Origin of the sequence: Nostoc sp. T09 (assembly GCF_002154695.1) — a bacterium.
Classification (GTDB): Bacteria; Cyanobacteriota; Cyanobacteriia; order Cyanobacteriales; family Nostocaceae; genus Aulosira.
Genome location: NZ_MTAV01000017.1, coordinates 1 through 19,337, shown reverse-complemented (window position 1 = coordinate 19,337; position 19,337 = coordinate 1). Strand labels below are relative to the sequence as shown.

Annotated in this window: 18 protein-coding genes; 7 read left to right on the top strand and 11 right to left on the bottom strand. The window is 40.4% G+C overall.

All coding sequences use genetic code 11. The features are described from left to right. Positions 1-564 precede the first annotated feature (564 nt). From BV372_RS05680 to petB, 3 genes are all read right to left on the bottom strand, one after another. Positions 565-1,008, bottom strand: coding sequence for an anti-sigma regulatory factor (locus BV372_RS05680; protein ID WP_086684459.1), 444 nt, complete (start codon positions 1,006-1,008; stop codon positions 565-567). Positions 1,009-1,300: 292 nt separating this feature from the next. Further along, positions 1,301-1,783, bottom strand: a complete 483-nt coding sequence (gene petD / locus BV372_RS05675; protein WP_086684456.1) for a cytochrome b6-f complex subunit IV — start codon at positions 1,781-1,783, stop codon at positions 1,301-1,303. Positions 1,784-2,020: 237 nt separating this feature from the next. Continuing rightward, positions 2,021-2,668 (bottom strand): cytochrome b6, encoded by a 648-nt coding sequence (gene petB, locus BV372_RS05670; protein WP_086684453.1) that lies wholly within the window; start codon positions 2,666-2,668, stop codon positions 2,021-2,023. Between the two features lie 366 nt (positions 2,669-3,034). On the opposite strand from petB, the gene ctpA reads away from it, so the two are divergent. Then, positions 3,035-4,291: a carboxyl-terminal processing protease CtpA gene (ctpA, locus tag BV372_RS05665; RefSeq protein WP_086684450.1), complete on the top strand. Its 1,257-nt coding sequence runs from the start codon at positions 3,035-3,037 to the stop codon at positions 4,289-4,291. 208 nt (positions 4,292-4,499) lie between these two features. Here the strand turns inward: ctpA and BV372_RS05660 are convergent, their stop codons facing one another. Continuing rightward, a complete protein-coding gene (locus BV372_RS05660; RefSeq protein WP_086684448.1) occupies positions 4,500-5,234 on the bottom strand; it encodes an MBL fold metallo-hydrolase in 735 nt (244 codons plus the stop codon). A gap of 192 nt (positions 5,235-5,426) precedes the next feature. Here BV372_RS05660 and BV372_RS05655 point away from each other — a divergent pair, with 192 nt between their 5' ends. Beyond that, the gene (locus BV372_RS05655; protein WP_086684522.1) at positions 5,427-6,905 is read left to right on the top strand and encodes a site-2 protease family protein; all 1,479 of its coding nucleotides are present in this window, start codon (positions 5,427-5,429) and stop codon (positions 6,903-6,905) included. Between the two features lie 313 nt (positions 6,906-7,218). On the opposite strand, the gene crtO is transcribed toward BV372_RS05655, so the two are convergent. From crtO to BV372_RS05640, 3 genes are all read right to left on the bottom strand, one after another. Further along, a complete protein-coding gene (gene crtO / locus BV372_RS05650) occupies positions 7,219-8,913 on the bottom strand; it encodes a beta-carotene ketolase CrtO (protein WP_086684445.1) in 1,695 nt (564 codons plus the stop codon). A gap of 98 nt (positions 8,914-9,011) precedes the next feature. Beyond that, positions 9,012-9,773, bottom strand: coding sequence for a DUF2993 domain-containing protein (locus BV372_RS05645; protein ID WP_086684442.1), 762 nt, complete (start codon positions 9,771-9,773; stop codon positions 9,012-9,014). Positions 9,774-10,046: 273 nt separating this feature from the next. Further along, positions 10,047-11,417 carry a cytochrome P450 gene (locus BV372_RS05640; RefSeq protein ID WP_086684439.1) on the bottom strand — a complete coding sequence of 457 codons (1,371 nt, stop codon included), beginning with the start codon at positions 11,415-11,417 and terminating at the stop codon, positions 10,047-10,049. Positions 11,418-11,615: 198 nt separating this feature from the next. Here BV372_RS05640 and BV372_RS05635 point away from each other — a divergent pair, with 198 nt between their 5' ends. Further along, entirely contained in the window at positions 11,616-13,829 is a 2,214-nt protein-coding gene (locus tag BV372_RS05635) for a transketolase (protein WP_086684436.1), read from the top strand. A gap of 136 nt (positions 13,830-13,965) precedes the next feature. On the opposite strand, the gene BV372_RS05630 is transcribed toward BV372_RS05635, so the two are convergent. Then, positions 13,966-15,489 (bottom strand): hypothetical protein, encoded by a 1,524-nt coding sequence (locus BV372_RS05630; RefSeq protein WP_086684433.1) that lies wholly within the window; start codon positions 15,487-15,489, stop codon positions 13,966-13,968. A gap of 403 nt (positions 15,490-15,892) precedes the next feature. Between BV372_RS05630 and BV372_RS05625 the strand changes: the two genes are divergently transcribed. The 3 genes from BV372_RS05625 to BV372_RS05615 all read left to right on the top strand — a co-directional run bounded on the left by BV372_RS05625 (position 15,893) and on the right by BV372_RS05615 (position 17,529). Continuing rightward, positions 15,893-16,444, top strand: a complete 552-nt coding sequence (locus BV372_RS05625; protein ID WP_086684430.1) for a restriction endonuclease — start codon at positions 15,893-15,895, stop codon at positions 16,442-16,444. Continuing rightward, on the top strand, positions 16,441-16,992 hold the full coding sequence (locus BV372_RS05620) for a hypothetical protein (protein WP_086684428.1): 552 nt from the start codon (positions 16,441-16,443) through the stop codon (positions 16,990-16,992). Before BV372_RS05625 ends, BV372_RS05620 begins: the two co-directional genes overlap by 4 nt. Before the next feature lie 240 nt (positions 16,993-17,232). Continuing rightward, positions 17,233-17,529, top strand: coding sequence for a hypothetical protein (locus BV372_RS05615; protein ID WP_086684425.1), 297 nt, complete (start codon positions 17,233-17,235; stop codon positions 17,527-17,529). A 57-nt stretch (positions 17,530-17,586) separates the two neighbouring features. On the opposite strand, the gene BV372_RS05610 is transcribed toward BV372_RS05615, so the two are convergent. Both BV372_RS05610 and BV372_RS05605 read right to left on the bottom strand, forming a co-directional pair. Next, positions 17,587-17,811 (bottom strand): DUF4926 domain-containing protein, encoded by a 225-nt coding sequence (locus tag BV372_RS05610; RefSeq protein ID WP_086684422.1) that lies wholly within the window; start codon positions 17,809-17,811, stop codon positions 17,587-17,589. Continuing rightward, positions 17,808-18,155 (bottom strand): DUF6883 domain-containing protein, encoded by a 348-nt coding sequence (locus tag BV372_RS05605; protein ID WP_086684419.1) that lies wholly within the window; start codon positions 18,153-18,155, stop codon positions 17,808-17,810. The genes BV372_RS05610 and BV372_RS05605 overlap by 4 nt, the downstream gene beginning before the upstream one ends. A 91-nt stretch (positions 18,156-18,246) precedes the next feature. Here BV372_RS05605 and BV372_RS05600 point away from each other — a divergent pair, with 91 nt between their 5' ends. Further along, positions 18,247-18,480, top strand: coding sequence for a hypothetical protein (locus BV372_RS05600; RefSeq protein ID WP_086684416.1), 234 nt, complete (start codon positions 18,247-18,249; stop codon positions 18,478-18,480). Between the two features lie 166 nt (positions 18,481-18,646). On the opposite strand, the gene BV372_RS05595 is transcribed toward BV372_RS05600, so the two are convergent. Next, the gene (locus BV372_RS05595) at positions 18,647-19,075 is read right to left on the bottom strand and encodes a hypothetical protein (RefSeq protein WP_086684413.1); all 429 of its coding nucleotides are present in this window, start codon (positions 19,073-19,075) and stop codon (positions 18,647-18,649) included. Between the last annotated feature and the right edge of the window lie 262 nt (positions 19,076-19,337).

Genomic DNA, 19,337 nt, shown 5'->3' with positions numbered 1-19,337 from the left:
TTCTTGTTTCCCTATCTCAAAAACTGATGAATACGCCTTGATATGAATGTCTTAAAAAGGCCGCAATCTTCCAACTCGCTGCCAAATCCTAACAAAGCAGCAACTGAATCTCGAATGCTACTTTTACTAGATTAAGGATGTTTTTTTATACAAAAAATCTGGAATTTTTACAATATAAATTAGGTAATTATTACACTACTAATTAGTAACTTTATAAAAGCAAAATAATTCAGAGATAATTAACAGTATTAATACATGATGGCATTGAAGAAACCACACTTGCCAGCAACTGCGGGAACTGATCCAAGCTTCCCTGTGGACTTGATTTTCGTCCTTAATTGACTATAAATTTCCGAAGTTTTATACTAAACCGCGTCTACTTTGAAAGCTATAGTTTTTTCTCGATCGGGTTTTGCTCCCAAATCCTATACTCTTCTCTGTTCCCCGTTCCCTTTTGAAAAACTCCAGTGCTCAACTTGGACGAGGTTTAGTATAAGTTAAGTTGTTGAAAAGCAAGCTAGGAGAAGACTTCTCATATACCGTTCATGTTGAGACATCCTACCCCTAATGCTTTTCCTCTACAGCATATTTAACAATCAGCAAACAATTTCTACCATCCGACCCACGTTCGTAGACAACACGATCGCTCAAGCGTCTGAGTAGAAACCATCCATATCCTCCTACTTGGAGAGTACCTGGTTCTGGCTCGACGATCGCATCAGGATTAAAAGGTTGTCCATAATCCCAAATTCTCATTTCTAACCTGTCAATCCACAAGCAAACTTCAATGTCTATAGTTGTGTCCGGCGGTAGAGCAGAGTGAGCATGACGAACTGCGTTGGTAAAGCCTTCTGCCAATGCTAAGTTGAGTCGATAAAGTTGGGTATCTGACCAGTTAAGTTGAGCCAAATTTTGCCGACAAAATTTCTCAAACCATTGTTGCACCTGGTTTAGGAGCTTTAATTCGCTCTTCACCGTCAGATGGTCGTGCTGCACTATGCTAAGCATTGACCTTGACTTGAATATTTAGTAAGTGATGAGTAAGTGACAAATATCTTGTATTTGTGGTGTGGGTGGTTTTTAGATTTTGGAAGAGCTTGTGAATCCAAAACTAAATATCCAAAATGCAACCTGGATAATGAAAATTGACGCCTGTTGATTTTTTTCACAAGCACATATTACCAGAAGTATGAGCTATGGCTTCCACGCGAGTCACCAAGAAGGTGGCTTCGTCATACATCATAAATTCGGTACATGCTATTGAAAATCACAGGCGTCAAAGTGCTTTTTTGTGACTAATTTAGAAAAGTCCCAAAGTCAAAGACTTATCTAATGGTAAGGCAGCACCAATACCTAGCCACAGGGTTACGAGTGTCCCAAACAGGAACAGTGTGGTTGCAACGGGACGGCGGAAGGGGTTTTGGAACTTGTTGACGTTCTCGATAAAAGGAATGAGGCTCAGTCCCAATGGTACTGAAGCCATTGCTAACACTCCTAAGAGTTTGTTAGGAAGCGATCGCAAAATCTGGAATACAGGGTACAAGTACCACTCTGGTAAAATTTCCAACGGCGTAGCAAAAGGATTGGCTGGTTCACCGTTCATTGCTGGATCTAGAACTGCTAGAGCCACAATGCAAGCGAACGATCCCATGATTACGATTGGAAATACGTAAAGTAGGTCATTGGGCCAAGCTGGTTCACCATAGTAGTTATGGCCCATGCCTTTGGCCAGTTTGGCTCTTAGGGTAGGATCGCTCAGATCGGGTTTTTTCTGTGTTGCCATGTTTAAATATGCTCTCCTGCTTAAGTTGAGTTAAAGCATTTGTGAAAGCCTTCAGCTATCAGGCAACCTTAGCCTGGGGACAGCCAAGCTTTGCTTGTCTGTGGCTGATCCACCAGGCGGGTTTCGACAGCTTTCAGCTTTAAATATCAAGTTTTTTGTTCTCATTGTTCATCAGTTTAAAACAAACAACTCGATCTTGAAACTGACTACTGTTGCCTTTTAGCGCTCAGGCTTAAATTACAAAGGACCAGAAATGCCTTGTTTGCGAATCATCAAGAAGTGGAACAGCATGAAGACCGCAATCAACCACGGCAGAACAAATGTGTGGGCGCTGTAGTAGCGGGTTAGGGTCGCTTGTCCGACGCTAGAACCACCACGCAGCAGGTCAGAGATTAAAACACCAACCACAGGAATTGCTTCTGGAACGCCACTGACAATTTTTACAGCCCAGTAGCCCACTTGATCCCAAGGTAGTGAGTAACCTGTAACACCAAAGGAGACAGTGATTACAGCCAGGATGACACCACTTACCCAAGTCAATTCACGTGGCTTTTTAAAACCACCTGTGAGGTAAACCCGAAAGACGTGCAAAATCATCATCAGCACCATCATGCTGGCAGACCAGCGGTGAATGGAGCGAATCAGCCAGCCGAAGTTTACTTCCGTCATGATGTACTGCACTGAAGAGTAAGCTTCAGCAACAGTTGGCCTGTAGTAGAACGTCATGGCAAATCCAGTAGCAAACTGGATGAGAAAGCAAACCAGGGTAATGCCACCCAGGCAGTAGAAGATATTGACGTGGGGAGGAACGTACTTGCTAGTAACATCTTCAGCGAGTGCTTGAATTTCCAAGCGCTCCTCAAACCAGTCGTAAACGTTGGCCATACAATCTCAAGTTCCTAAAAATCAGTTGCGGTTGATAAATCTCCCAATGAGCAATTTTGGGATTTTAGCAAAGGGGTGTTTGTTCGTTTGCTTTTAAGGCTTCAGAGTGATAAGACTTTTAATAAACTTAACACTCTGTAAACATGTTATGTATTGCGTTCTCTGGAAACCAACACCAAGAATGGTGGTCACAAAGTAGATCTTATCGTTTGTTGAGTGGGATGCAACCCAATCAGTTGACTTAACAACTTGATTAAGACCAATGCACCACTTCTATAAAAAAAGTAACATAGTCGAGAGATAGATTTCATCAAAAACAAAGCAACTGGGCAGTTCTAGGCAATTTGGGTTGAGGTGGAATTCAAGATGAGCTTGTTCATGAACAAAAAGGTTTTGCGGCTAGGATTTTCATTGCTAATGGCAGTTTGCTTGGCACTGGGCACACTTATCCCACCAGCAGCGGCTTTGACAGAAGAGCAAAAGTTGGTATCAGAAGTTTGGCGAATTGTCAATCGAACTTATCTAGATGAAACATTTAATCATCAAAACTGGTCGGCAGTGCGGCAAAAGGCTTTGGAGAAGCCAATAAAAAACCAGGAAGCCGCTTATGGAGCAATTCAGAACATGCTCAAAAGCTTGGATGACCCTTTTACCCGCTTTTTAGACCCGGAACAGTACCGCAGTTTACAGGTAAATACTTCTGGAGAACTGACAGGGGTGGGTTTGCAAATTGCCCTAGACCCTGAAACTGGGAGGTTGGAAGTAGTAGCACCCATAGCAGGTTCACCAGCAGATAAAGCCGGAATTAGACCGCGCGATCGCATTATCAAAATTGAAGGTGTCTCCACAGAAAATATCACCTTAGACGAAGCTGCGGCTAAAATGCGTGGACCAATTGGCAGCCTCGTGACGCTGTTAATCGCACGCGATGGCGGGGAAGAAAAGGAACTCAGGGTGATGCGCGATCGCATTGCTTTAAACCCTGTAGTATCAGAAATGCGCGTCACCCCTCAAGGTACATCCATCGGTTATCTGCGCCTGAATCAGTTTAATGCCAACGCCTCAATGGAATTGGCACATGCTATTTCTAGTTTAGAAAAAAAAGGTGCAGATGCTTACATTCTTGATTTGCGCAATAATCCAGGGGGATTATTGCAGGCCGGAATTGAAATTGCCCGGTTGTGGTTAAATTCTGGGACGATAGTTTACACCGTCAATCGCCAAGGTATTCAAGGCAGTTTTGAGGCGTTTGGTCCAGCACTAACGTCAGATCCATTAGTCATTTTAGTAAATCAAGGAACTGCTAGTGCTAGTGAGATTCTCGCTGGAGCATTACAAGATAATGGTCGTGCCCAGCTAGTAGGCGAAACCACCTTTGGTAAAGGCTTAATTCAGTCTTTGTTTGAATTATCCGATGGTTCAGGTTTGGCAGTAACAATTGCTAAGTATGAAACACCTCAACATCGAGATATTAACAAACTAGGTATCAAACCAGACAAAGTGATTTCTCAAGAAGGAATTACCCGCGAACAGATTGCGACAGAAGCAGATCAACAATATCAAGCAGCTGTGGAACTGTTGACAAAAAACTCAGTGGTAGCAGGATTGGGGCATAGGGCATAGGAAACAATATTAGATTTTAGATATTTGGATTTTAGATTGAAATCCAATACCTTCGTCTTGGTACAGTCGCTTATGGGGAGCCACTGCGTTGAACGGTTCCCCGTTCCCGAAGGTAGCAAGTGGTGTGAAAACCCCCAAACCGCGCTGATTAACCAAAATCGCAAATCCAAAATCCAAAATTTCTTGTCCCCCTTGTCCCCCCTATCCTTCATAAAAGCACTTGCATCTGACGCAAAGCTTGTAAATCTAGAGAGGCAAGACGTAGGTAAGCTCGATCGATTGCACTTTTGCCTCTCAGAAAACCCGTGTTCGCACCGGGACAAATATACTGAAGAGTTTCTGGTGTAAAGCGTTCTAAGATGTACTGGAGACTTTTAACTTGTCGCGGCCAGTGAAAGGTTTTGGCTGTTCGTAATGGAACTGGTTCACCCTGTTGGTTGGGAACTAAATGGCGTCCTGAAAACAGCACTCCTCCAAGCTGACTGTAGTGTAAGCAAGACGAGCCAGGAGAATGACCAGGTGTCCAAATTATTTGTGTCGCTGAATCTAAAGTGAGTTCTTGGGCAAAGGTAGTTACAGTTAATCCTGGTAATAAATATGCTTCTTGCTCTTGAATTACAACCTCGCAGCCCAAGGGTTGCTGAAATTCTGCTGTTTTGCCAATAGCACCGCGATGAGTTAGAAATAACCAGCGCACGCCGCCATGCGATCGCAAAAAATCGAGATTAGTCTGCTCTAGAGCCGGGCAATCTATCAGGATATTGCCTTCATTTCTTACAATAAAATAAGAGGTTCCCCCTAATGTGTCCCGATTGGGTGGAAAAGCAAAAATGCTATTCAGCGCGAAGTCCGAGCTGAGGTTTCCTCCGAACGGAACTTCGTAAGAGAGTACAACCCGTGGTGGCTTAGCTGTATGACTTGGTTGTTGGGGTGAGGGGCACATGAGAAAAACACCGAAACTGAGGAGTTGTAAACAATTTAGTTACAGAGTTCAATTTCTGAAGGCTGGAAGCTTCAGAACTAAAAACTGCTGTTAACCTTGGGGAAAAAATTGGGGTTTTATAGTCTGGCCGGTAGTGAAAGCTGTGGTGCTGACGCTACGGGTAGGACATTTTTTCAAATTACCGAAGAGCACATGACATTTTGGTTTCTCCTCCTACTGGGACTAGCTACTTATCTAATGGTGCAGCGTGTCGTCGCTCACAGCACCCAGACACCTGTTTGGCTGTTGTGGCTGGTTTTGATGACACCAGCATTCTTGTTGAGCGGATGGACGCTACTGTATGGGGCAAAACAACCGCCACCTCCATCACTGATCCTCTGGTCGTCAATTATTTGCATTCTGTTATACTGGCTGTTATTTCAATGGGGACGGCGAACACCTACAGATAAACAGACTGAACCCCAAGCCATTGAATCACAATCGGTTATTCATCCTACCGCAGAACCAGTAAAAGTGCGTCCCATTGAGCCAACGGAAGAAACCCAGCTGCGAAATTGTTTTCCCTGGTCTACATACTATGTTCAAAACATTGAGTATCGACCCCAAGCAGTGATCTGTAGAGGTCAGTTACGAACTACACCCAATCAGGCCTACCAGCAAATTAAGTCTAATATCGAAGCACAATTTGGCGATCGCTTTTTGCTGATATTTCAAGAAGGTGTCAACAGCAAACCTTTCTTTGTACTTGTTCCCAATCCTCAAGCTGCCAAACAGATCAATGCCAGCAACCAGGAACAGTTAACACGTCCAGGATTAGCGCTCTTGCTTTTAGTAGCTACGTTGATAACTACTACCGTAGTGGGAACCAAACTTGCTGGTGTCGAGCTTAAAGTATTACAATCTCAACCTAGTGTTTTACTCCAGGGATTGCCCTATGCTTTAGGATTAATGTCTATTTTGGGAACCCACGAACTTGGTCATTATTTGACAGCTAGATACTACAAAATTCGCGCCACACTGCCCTATTTTATCCCCATACCTTTTTTCTTAGGAACATTTGGGGCATTTATTCAGATGCGTAGCCCCATTCCTAACCGCAAAGCTTTATTTGATGTTAGTATCGCTGGACCAATTGCAGGTTTTATTGTTACTTTACCTTTATTAATCTGGGGTTTAGCTCACTCTGATGTGGTTGCTTTGAGCGCAAAAACCGGACCCTTAAACCCCGATGCTCTCAATCCCAAATATTCCATTTTGCTAGCGCTACTCTCAAAATTAGCACTAGGGAATTTGTTAACCGCAACATCAGCTATTGACTTACATCCAGTTGCAATCGCAGGTTTTTTAGGGCTAATTGTGACTGCATTAAATTTGATGCCTGTGGGACAACTAGACGGGGGTCATATTGTCCACGCTATCTTTGGACAGAGAACTGCGATCGCAATTGGTCAAATGGCTCGCTTGCTGCTGCTATTACTTTCTTTTATCCAGGTAGAATATTTCGTTTGGGCGATCATCTTAATGCTCATACCGTTGATCGATGAACCTGCTCTCAACGATGTTACAGAACTGGATAATAAACGCGATATTTTGGGTTTATTATCAATGGCTTTGTTAGTGATTATTGTACTGCCACTACCCCAGGCGATCGCTAACTTATTGCAGATTTAAATAATAAGTAGAACCCTGATTTTTAGCCCAAGTCAACATAAATCTTTTAGACACTACTCAAGTTTCAGGGGGGTCATACAGCAAATTTCAAGTTAGTGAAGTACAGATCCTAAGCCTCAAACCCAAGCATAAAGACTGTTTTACTTCTGAATTCTGAATTCTAACTCCTGAATTCTGCTGTAAGTGATAGTCAATTCATGTTTGAGTAAGGCATTTTTAAAACAGTTGTAATAAATATTGCGTGAAGGCATACATTTTTATCCTATGGATTGATTGTATGCCTTAGCAATAATAAAGTTTACCTCTGCAACGCCTAAATAATTCCAAACATCGAACCGACAGTAGACTTAATTGAATCTCTGGCATCCTTTAAAGTCTGTGCGATGGGATGTTTTGTCTGCAAGAATACCCGCGCACAGTTGCGCCCTGGCATACCAGAGATTGAACCACCTGGATGTGTTCCTGCACCAGTCAAAAATAGATTATCAATTGGCGTTTTGTAGTTTGCTATTTCTGGCAAAGGACGGAAAAATACCATTTGATCGAGAGACATATCAATATGGTAATAATTACCTTTGTATGCACCTAATCTTTCGCCTAATTCCGCCGGGCTTTCTACACGACGCGCAATAGTTGCGTTTTTTACATTTGGTGCATAGGAGGCTAACTTATCAACTACCCTGTCAGCAACTTTGTTTTTTAATTCATCCGTCCAACCAGTACCTCTCAAACCTGTACCTTCTGCACCTGCTATTTGATATGGGGCAAAAAACTCAATCCAAACAGTGTGTTTGCCTGGTGGTGCTAAGGTTGGGTCAAGGGCGCTAGGCATTACCACATACATAGATGGGTCAGAATCTGGAATTTCTCCTAAAGTACATTTACTATGAGCCTGTTCCACGTGAGTAACTGAATCGGCAACCAAGATAGACCCAATTAAATATTCATCTTTGTGTTCATGGTGGGCAAAGTGTAGCGGTTCGTCTAAAGCCAAATCTATCTTCAGGATAGTTTCGTTATTGTTAACGATGCGGCGTTCTAATCTTTCCCATAAATCTGGGTCGGCTGCATCAATATCGCTTTTATCAGTCATTTGCAAGAATAACCGCTTGGCATCGATATTAGAAATAACACCGTATTTAGCCCGATATTCTGTGCCACCAGCGACTCGCACACCTACTGCTTTGTTATCATCAATCAACACTTTTTCAACATGCTGGTCTGTGAGAATAACGCCGCCTTTACTTGTGACTAAATTCACTAAAGCTTGTACAAGTGCGCCAGTCCCGCCGCGAGGTCTAGCCATACCAGGGTTGTGACGCATTGCCATCATAATTGCACCAATGGCAATAGTTTTTTGTGATGGCGGCGCACCAAGTTCTGCTGCTAGTCTTGCTAGGGGTGCTTTGAGAAACTCTTCATCAAACCACTCGTTAAGTAAATCTTCGGCGCTGGTTAACATGGTGCGAATAAAATCCAGCGTTTTATTCGGAGAACCAATTACTGAAAATAAATCTTTCAGTTTTGTAATATCGTAATTGCCAAGGATATCTATAATTGATTTCGGTGGTGCATTAAACATGGGAATCATTGCACCTATTGCCCGCTGCCAGTAGTCTACAAATTCTGCATATTTTTTGGCATCGCGTTCATTGTAACGGGCAATTTCTGCACAAGTTTTTTCTACAGATTTATGAGCTAAGAAATACTTGCCATCTGGATGCGGACAGAACGCAACTGGATCACACTCCAAATATTCTAAACCGTATTTTTCTAGTTCTAATTCTTCAACAACTGGTCCCAAATGTATAAATTCGTGGTCAATAGCACACAAGTTAAATTTAAATCCTGGGGCTTCCTTGGGTAAACATTCTTCAGTTGTTGCCGCACCACCTGGCACAGAACGCTTTTCTAGTAATAGAACGCTATAGCCAGCCTTTAGCAAATACGCAGCACAAACTAGACCATTATGTCCTGCGCCAATAATTACAACGTCATACTCTTGCATATTTGTAAATTAGAAATTGAGCTAGATTGATATTACAAAGAATGAAACTAATTTACCGCACTAATAGTGAGTAAAGCTTGAGTTTAGTGGCTATCATTTTACTTATTATGAGGCAGATTTTCTGTTGAGGGTAGTTGCTTCATATGCGCTTCTACCAAAAGGATGAGACTCTCTTGTTTTACCTCCAAATCTTTGATACGCAATACCATATTTTCCCATGCAAAGTAAGATGTTTTCAGCAATTCTTTAAGCTTCTGCATTAAGGCTGTAATTAGGCTAACTGAAATTCCCTCTCCCTGAGTACAGTTGAAACCTTCTAATAGTAATGGTTGTGAATCAACAGGCGGACGAATCCTTGCAGTAAAACCTAACAGGCGGTTCTTTCCTTTTTCTTCTATCAAAACTGTTCCGCGAGATTCTATTTTACCGCTACCTGGAAGAGATACCTGGATCTGTTGCAGCTTAAAATTTACAATTTCGCCATCTACGTTTAATTCCCAATTTTGTGACTGGCTTTGAATTAAATCTGAGGACAGGGCATGGTTAATATCTACCTCTGTCATTACAATGCGAGCCATAGCATTTACTGGCTCATTCAGTTCAATTTGACCCAAAATAGCACTTAAAGGATTGATGGCAATGCTATCTGTTTTTACTTTGATTTCCTGTACTCGGATGTCTTTTTGAAACACCAGACCTTGACCAGTAAGGGAAACCTCTTCTACCTGCCCCTGGGCTATTTTAAACAGGTCAGTTCGCACATCTACGTCTATTTGTTCTACTTCATCCAGTTGGTTGGATAGCGTGTTTTCCGCTGCCTGTGATAGTATTTGCTCCTCCAACCTGTGTTTATCTGGCATGAGTTTCTATACTCCTAGTATCCTCTTACCTACTCAATTTAGTCTTTGGAGACTCAGGAGTGTATCTATAGTAAGGTATATCCAACTTGGAATATTGAATAATAAATTGAAAACTCTGAGTAAAAATCAATAGCTATGCAAATTTTTACCCACTCTAGTGTATGCAGTTTATACCAATTACTTTTAGTTATTATTAATCACTATTAGAAATCTATCAAAATATATAGATAAGGGTTGATAAATACTTTCAAGAATTATCAACCCTGCAAAAAATTAAAGAGTACTAGACTCTAGAGTACGAGAAGGCAACTGATGTTGTTTTTTCACAACCATTTGAATACTACGATTTGGTCCTGTAACCAAACCACGGCGTTGTGGTCGCACGTCACGATGATCAACTAGCGCTAATTCCCAACTAGAGAGAATCTTAGCTAATACTACTTTCATTTCAAATTGAGCAAATGCCATACCGATACAGCGTCTAGCACCACCGCCGAAGGGCAAAAATTCATAGGGAGAAAATTGACGTTCTAAAAAGCGTTCTGGTTTAAATTCCTGATGTTGTGGGTATAAATCTTCACGCTGGTGGGTGAGATAGATGGAACCAAGTACGACTGTACCGGGTTCTAGGTCATGACCACACAAAGCTACGGGTGTTTTTACTACACGTGGGAAAGTCAGCATCCCAACTGGATAAATCCGCAAGGCTTCGCAACAAACAGCGTTAAGATATGGGGATTTAAAAATGCTGCTGGTGTCTGGGTTATCACCCAAGCTATCTAGTTCTTTTAACAGCTTTTCTTGTACTGACGGTGATTTATGAATCCAGTACAATGCCCAGGTAAGAGCTGTGGCTGTGGTTTCATGTCCTGCTGTTAACAGGGTCATCAATTCATCACGTAACTCTTCATCGGTCATGGCAACACCTGTTTCATCACGAGCCGCTATGAGTAAGCTAAGGATATCTGTGCGCGATGGGTCGGGATTGTCTCGACGTTCTTGAATCTCTTCGTTGAGGAGTTGGTGAACTCGCTCTTTGCGGCGCAGGAATCTTCCCCAAGAACTTTTTGGGCCAAAATCTAGGCGTAGAGCAGGAAAATAGAGTTCGACTACCCGTAGGGGGGAGGTTTCATTTAGCATTACGGCTAAAACTTCCTCTAATTCTTGGGCGCGGGGCCCTTCGTATAATCCGAATACAGCTTGCATAATTACCCGCATGGTAATGATTTGCATAGCTGACCGGACACAGAAGGGTTTGTCTATCTGCCATTGACTAATTACTTCTTCTGTGACCTTGTTAATCACCTCGCCGTAGGTACGCATTCTGTCACCGTGAAACGGTGGCATTAATAATTGGCGTTGACGGCGATGTACTTCACCGCTGACTGTAATTACAGAATTTTTCCCTAGCATCGGTTCAAATACAGTGTTCCAGTCACTAGGGGCTGCAAATTCCTTGGTATCACTGGTTAAAATTTGCTGTAGCGCCTGAGGATTGCTGACAAACACTATGGATGGATTTAATTGTAGGGTGAAAATATCACCATAGCGCTGGGCACAATCTTCCATAAACGGCATTGGTCTAAAAATCCATTGCAGCATCTGGACAAGCGCTGGGGACTGGGGACCATTGGGCAATTTCATAGGCTTAATTTATTGGGTTAATTCTTTTTTGCCAATGAAGCTCACAGAACAACATTAAATTTTTCCTCAATTACTATTGAAGCTTCTTATCTTCAGGTTGGGAAATTGCAATAAACTGTTACAACCTGATGGTTGTAAAATTTTTGTTAATTTGAACGAGCATCTATAGTTTCTCCTCATCCTCTTAAGGTATTCAGCATGACAGCAATCACCTCCAAGGCATCTTCAGCGCTTCCCAATTTTTGTGAAGGAATTCAATATTTTGGTCAAGCGCTACCAGGTTTTGAAACTCATGGTGCAACCCCTGCTATAGAATCAGGCAATGTAGCGATCGCAGATCCTACCGATTCAACAGCCGTATATCAAACTTTACTTGCTGCCGATGCTCTACGTTACCTGACGCTACAAATCACAGGTAGTAAAGCTTCTGGACACCCTGGTGGATTTGCTAGCCAAGCGGAAGCTTATGCGGCTCTGGTCATGTTAGGGTACAAAAACATTATTACGGAAGTGGGTCATCACGCGCCGGGATTTTATAGTGCCATGTTCCTCGATCGCTCTTTAGAGGATATGGGTATTTTTACAGTCCAACAATTGCGCGATCGCTTCCGTGAAAAGCATGGACTGTTAGGACATCTCTCCGGTTACATCCCAGGTATTCTCGCACCTGCGGGGCCTTTGGGACAAGGACAGCACTTTGCCATGTCAGCCGCACTGCTGCATAAAGATAAGCTTTTCCCCTTCACCGTTGGGGATGGTGGATTGGGTGAACCTTATATTATGAGTTCAATGGCTCACTTCCATACTGCTTATCCCAGTACCACCAACTTCTTACCCGTGCTGGTGTGGAACGGTTACAGCCAAGAACATCACAGTATGGTTTCTCTCAAAACCAACGAACAGATGACAGCATATTGGCAAGGTAACGGTTTTGAGGAAGTTGTGTTAGTCGATGCTAAGGAATTTGACGACCAAAACCAAGCTGGCGATTATGTTGATAGTACCGCCTTTTCCTTCCAGCAGCGTCTAGCATTTACCAAAGCCGTGCTTTCAGGTGTAGATAAAGCAGCGCGTTCTGCATTGAGTGGTAAGCTTACCGTCTTCATCATTAAACAACTCAAAGGTGCGGGAGTTCACGCCAGAGGTGCAAAATCTCACAACCTTTATCCTAAAGATACTTTGGATGCTCCCCATATTGTCAGCGCTTTACAAGAACGTGCTTTATCTGCTGAAGCTTGGGAATTAGTGCGAACAAATGCAGAACGCGCTGGCGGTGGCCCTGCGGCTAAGACAGTAGTGACAGAATTTGAATTACCATTACCAGACTTAGGCGAATTACCTTTAGAAGAATATGCAGTAGGTGGCGAACCCAAAGTTTCCACAACAGCAATGGGAAGATTGGTGGGAATTGTCGGTAAAAAAGACTCCAATTTCTTAGTAACTAACGCCGACGGTAACGAAGCATCGGGAATTGCCAATATTAACCAAGCATTGAAGATTATTCACCCCACAACCGACGATTTATATAACCAAGCGCCAAACGGACAAGTATACGAACCATTGAGTGAAGATGCTTGTGCAGGTTTAGCAGCTGGTTTGTCATTAATGGGTGCAAGAACTTTGTGGTGTTCCTACGAATCTTTTGCCATCAACGGATTACCAATTTGGCAAACTGTTATCCAAGCAATGGCAGAATTGCGCCGTCAAACTCCCTCAACAATTACATTATTTACTGCTGGCGCATTAGAGCAAGGACGCAACGGTTGGACTCACCAACGTCCAGAAATTGAAGCTTACTTTGCTTCTTTGATGCGAAATGGAAATGTGTTTCCATTATTTCCCCCTGATGCTAATAGTATCCAAGCTTGTTATGACTGGGCATTGAAAACTAAAAATAAGGGAATTGTGATTACTGCAAGTAAATCACCCTTACCAATTCGCACTACTTTAGAACAAACTCGTCATGGTTTACGCGATGGTGCAGTACTATTGCATGAAGTTCCAGGCGATAAGCAAGTTGTATTTGCTGTCATTGGTGATATGACATTAATGCCAGTATTTGAAGCAGCAGCATTTTTAGAAACTGAAGGTATTGGTGCCAAGATAGTTTCTATTATTAATCCGCGACGTTTATATCGTCCTGATGATACAGCTTGGGAGACTTGTTCTGAACCCGATGGTGGTTTCTTAGATGATGCCAAATTTGCCGAATTATTTGATGGTGATGCGTTAATTGCTGTTACTGGTGGTGCGCCGGCAATGCTGGAACCAATTATGTTGCGGAGTAATTCTAAGCGCGATACTTTTGCATGGAAGCGTGGGGAAACTACAGCCAGCGCTGGTGAGTTGATGGCGTTTAATGGTTTAACTGCGGAGGCGTTGACGAAAAGAGCGATCGAATTAGTGCATTAAGGCTGCGTTTTTAGTTAGCCTCTTTAGCCTTCATAAAGGCAGATATTTTATATAGAAATGAAATATTTCTCATTTTTAGCTAATATCTGCCTTTCTCGGTTAGAGATTTATCAATAAAATAATTATCTAAATATCTCTAACTGTTTATTATTTTGAATGTTACCAAATTTTCTATTGGACAGAATTTTTCTTCGCTATTTTCGGAAGTTTTATAAGTAAATCCTCTATCTGGGTAAAAAATTAATCTAATAAAAACGCCAGTAACTATCTGATTACCAGGATTTACTATTGCACAAAAATTTTTTCTTTTATTATCTGGTTTATATAAATCGCTTAATTTATTATTTTTTAATTCTTCTTCTGCTTTGTTAACTATCTCTTTGAAGAATTCATTAAAATATTTATTTAAATTATCGTGTTCGTTCTCTGATAAAATTTTACCTACACCATTACGTTTTATACTAGGATTATACAAATTTTTTAGCCTTTGATAAAGTGTCAGTATTAAAGTACGTTCTTCTATTGAATTTATAACTACAGGTATTTTTTCATATTTCCAAAGCAATAATTTTATTAGATTTTGGTCTTGATAAATTTGTGTAACTCGTTTTTCCCATTTAGGTATCGCATTACGATTATGTTCATCATTCCAATCAATAATGTCTCTTGCTTTCAAATAATCAATATCAGATTTTAACTCTTTTAAATATGTATCCATGTTTTGTGTTATATTTTCTTTAAAAATTTGAATATATATATTAGTTGTATTATTTAATTCAGCTTCGATTAACTCACTAATTTTATTTGGAACCCATTTACCCAATAGAGTATCTATGCTATATGTTCCTAAGAATTTGTCTGGAATAGGTTTAGGAAATTTATTAAAAAATAATTCTATATTGATTGGGTCTCTCGAAAAGCTTTCAGTCTCTTGATCTATATCATATCCTAAATCAATTTCTGGTCTATTGGTTTTATTTCTTCTTCTTTTTTTCTCTTCGGCAGAAAGCTTTAAACGGAATTTCAAATCTATTTGATGTTGTTGTTGCCACTGATGGTAAAAGCTGCCATTTGATAGCAGATTAAAAGCAAGCATAAATTCTTTTTGTTCAGCTAAGTCTTCCTCAGATAAAGTATAGTTCTCTTTAAGATAGAAAAATATATCCGTAAAGTTTCTGAGTGAATCATTGTCATATACGATGTGACCTATTTCAATATTTTTTTCTAAACCAGCATTGGTTAAATTACCAGAAGTTACAAAAGCAAAGCCTTTATAATTATCAATATTTTTGTCACTAGAATGTATGAGCGCATATGATTTACTGTGAAAAAGCTTGTTATTTTTGGCAGATATTGGTATTAAAGAAATATCATCTATAGATAATTTTGTTATATTACTTAAATTTTCAAGATATAGTTTGTCATTTAAAGATTCTTTGAACCATTCGTCTTTATCGATGAGTATGTGAAAACCAAACAATTTATTACCGAGAATATCATTTATTTTCTTTGCCAACTTTTCGGTTGCTTCTTGCTTAAAGTAACAAGTCATTGCATAGAATATCCAGTCAAAATTATTATTGCTGCTAGCCAATCTCACTTGATTTTCTATGACTGTTAGTAATGAATCACCATTGAAATCATTGAGTAATATAGGCATATGTATAAATATTTTTGTTTAGAGGCTGGATAATAATTATATACGTAGATAGCAAGTTTGCGCTAGTTATTTTGTTTACTCTACTAATCGTGATTAAGATACTTAGCGGGAGCGCAAGCTACAGACGTAGGTTGGGTTGAGGAACGAAAGCCAACATCTGAAAACTTTGTCAATGTTGGCTTTCACTTCGTTCAACCTAACCTACAAGAGAGTGCTTGATTATAAGTAGCGTCACTCTGCAAATTGTAGCCATTCTAAATCATTCGTGAACAACAAGATCCCCGACTTCTTGGAGAAGTCGGGGATCTGAGTCTGGTTATTTTTACAAATCAAATAGTATGGCTATGGTAAGAATGTAATATGAGTAAAATCTTTAACAGCTTACTAAACTTCAAATGCAATCATGGCTACAGATGCAGAATATCAAGCAAGAATTATCACCTATAGCTGGGATGACTTAATGATATTATGGTCAGAAATTAAAGCAAAAAACACCTCAAACTTTTGGGATGAAGGTAAAGCATTAGAATATTTAGTTTTACGCGCATTCCAATTAGATGGTTCTGAAGTGGCTTGGCCTTATACTGTAACAATTCAAGATAAAGTTGTAGAACAAATCGATGGAGTGGTATATACAGACAGTCTAGCCTGCTTGATAGAATGTAAGGACACTACTAAAGAAGTGAATATTGAACCCATAGCAAAGCTACGAAATCAACTACTACGAAGGCCAGCAGCAGCTATTGGTAGCGTGTTTAGTTGCAGTGGATTTACAGAAGCAGCAGTAACATTAACTGGATTTGTAGCACCTCAAACTATTCTATTGTGGGGAGGAAAAGAAATTGAATATTCACTAACCAATAAATGTATATGTAAATTCCTAGTCAAAAAATATCGTATCTGTGTGCAAAAATGTATCCCTAATTACGACATTACAACGGAGATTTCATCATGAACCTGGCATATATGATTACAGAAAGTGATAAAGATATAGAAATTTTACAGAGATTACTACCACAAAATTTAAGTCAAGATATCAAATTTATAGCTGGTGAAAGTTCTTATAGAGCGCGTTCTTTAGCTAGTTCACTGCTTGCTACTCGGAAAACACCTGTTGCTCTTGTCTTAGATGCAGGTACAGATAACGAATCTCAAATATTTGAAAGACATGATTTAATTAATTATGTATTAAATCAGGCATCATCTGGAATCCCTTATCAAATTTTTCTGGCAATTCCCCAATTAGAAATTGTATTTTTACACGATAAATCATTAATAGAGAAAATAGCACAACGCCAATTCAATGATTTAGAATGGCAGTTAGCTAAAAGTAGCCCAAAAGAATTTTTAAAGACAGTATTCGGAAATGATGAGCAAATAAGTGCCAGAATATTTGACAGTATAAATGATGAAGAAATTAAAATATTACAACAAGAGCCATTAATACAAGAAATAATTAATTTCCTATCATCGCTAATTACATCTTCTGTTGCAATTAACTAAATATCCATTTTTAGAGTCGAGAGAGGACTTAGGTGTAACTCGCCACAAGCATTTTTAGAAACCTTCGGAAGCTGGGAGGACACACGCACAGCGGAAGAAATTATTGATGATATATATTTAAGTCGGGCTGTAAGTGATGCCTACGGCGGGCTACGCCTACGCAATTATAGCTTGTGAAATAATTTACAGTTATTGCAGATAAAATATGAAAATATCGAGTTCAACAGCCAGATATTTTCTATGGAAAACTCCCAACCTAAATCTGAGCAGCCTTTAAGTGTTCTCACAGTAGCAGACTTAGAAGCTTTAATCGTCAAAATTGTTCATAAGGTGCTTCAACAAGAGACACAGAAGCTAGAACAAGAGGATTTACCAAATGAACCAACACAAGCGAAACATCCACCACAAGCTTTTTTAGAAACTTTCGGAAGCTGGGAAGATACACGCACAGCAGAAGAAATTATTGATGAGATATATTCCAGTCGGACTGTAAGCGATGCCTACGGCGGGCTACGCCTACGCAATTATAGCTTGTGAACTATTTACTCTACACTCAAGAAGGTTGATGTAGGACGTGCGATTGCACTGTTCGCATTAATTCATCACGCGCGATCGCGCAATTTCTCTTCTACCAATGGGACGTACTTGTATGCTGTGAAGTGAAACAATTGCCACAGTCTCGCCATCCAATGTGACAAATTCAACCTCATATCCTTTGCCACCCTGATGTACTAAAACAACTGTACCTATATCACCCTGTTCTAAACTATATTCTGGGAGATCGCTAGTCAGAATAACCCTATCAAGTTCTTGAATCATTCTTCTCTACGTTTCAGTGGGTATGAAGTAACAAACTTAGGAATAGTTTCCCCAGTTTCTATAAACCAAGCCGAAAGAATCAAAGGGTTTCTGCCATCCGGTGAAAGCAGTGTACCTTCTACAGCATATCGAGTTCCGAATGGTGAATCTTCAATCTTTGTAACATCGTTATCAACAACATGATTTAGTAATGCATGAGCAAGAGTTTCCCAATCATCTACTGAAAAACCAAACGCAGTGAAAAACTTTTCCTTGCTGCGCCCATCGGGGTGAGTTGAGGACAATAGATACTCAGTAATTTTTCGCTGTGGCACAACTGCCCGTTCATAATTCGGCAGTTTCAATCCGCCTCTCCTACATTCTTATCTTTAGTTTATCGGCAATTGAGTCTTAATTTATTGCCTATATACAATAAATTTAAACACAGTCAAAATTATGTTGCAATCAATTGAAGGATTGTATAAACACGGTCAAATAGAACTTACAGAATTACCTAAAGATATTTCAGAAAGCCGTGTTATTATCACTTTTTTAGAGTCAAAAAAAGAGCAAATAAAAAAGCAACCCATGCAGTTTGGGATGTTTGCTGGAAATCAACAGTCAACAGAAGCAGATTTTGAAATTGCTGAATTTAATGGCGATAGCGAAGATGGCTTAGACTGGTCATAAGTATTTATGAAATATGTCATAGATAGTAAAGGTGATGTTGTACAGGTATTGACCTGCGACTAAAACATCAGTGCATCGGGTTTGGTTATTATTGTTTGGTAGTTATTCGATGAATCAAGCGATCGCTTTTCCACCACAGGCGATCGCTTAATGTAGATATTCAATACTAATTCTTGACTCGCCCGTTAGTTGGCTCCTGTAAAATTGCAGTTGGGACGGGTTGAGTAGCGGGAACCTCTACAACCGGAGGAACTTGCGAAGTCAATTTTTTATTACCCCGCTTGCGATTAGAACCACCTGCTTTAGCATACTCCATGCTGTTTTTACCGTAGACAGTTGCAACTCCACTCAGCATCCGTTCTGAAAGTTCCGAAAGCGCTTTGTCCATCTGGGTGGCTGTCTTACGCGATTCTTCAAGATTAGACAACAGCGTATTATGTGCTTCCACAACAGCACGGGTATTATCAATTAGGCGAGTATAGGCTTCAATGGTTAATCCGTGTCCTAAATCCAGATTCTCATTAATGGATTTTAGCAAGGCAAGACGACGTTGAGCTTTTTCCACAGCAGCCGAACCGCGAGTTGTCACAGTCATGGGAGATACTCCTAGAATAGTTCTCTTTCAACATAGTGGAGTACCTTTACGACTGAGATGAGTAGTTTTGTTGATTTAATTACTCGCATTGATTGGGACTATATCTGTGTTTTTACTCGTCTGTCTGTGTCTCTCAATTGTTTCAAGATAAACGCAATTAGCAATTGTAGTCTCCGAAATAGCAATTGTAGTATCTGAAATAGCAAATGTAGTGTCCGAAACGGCAAATGTAGTGTCCGAAACGGCAAATGTAGTGTCCGAA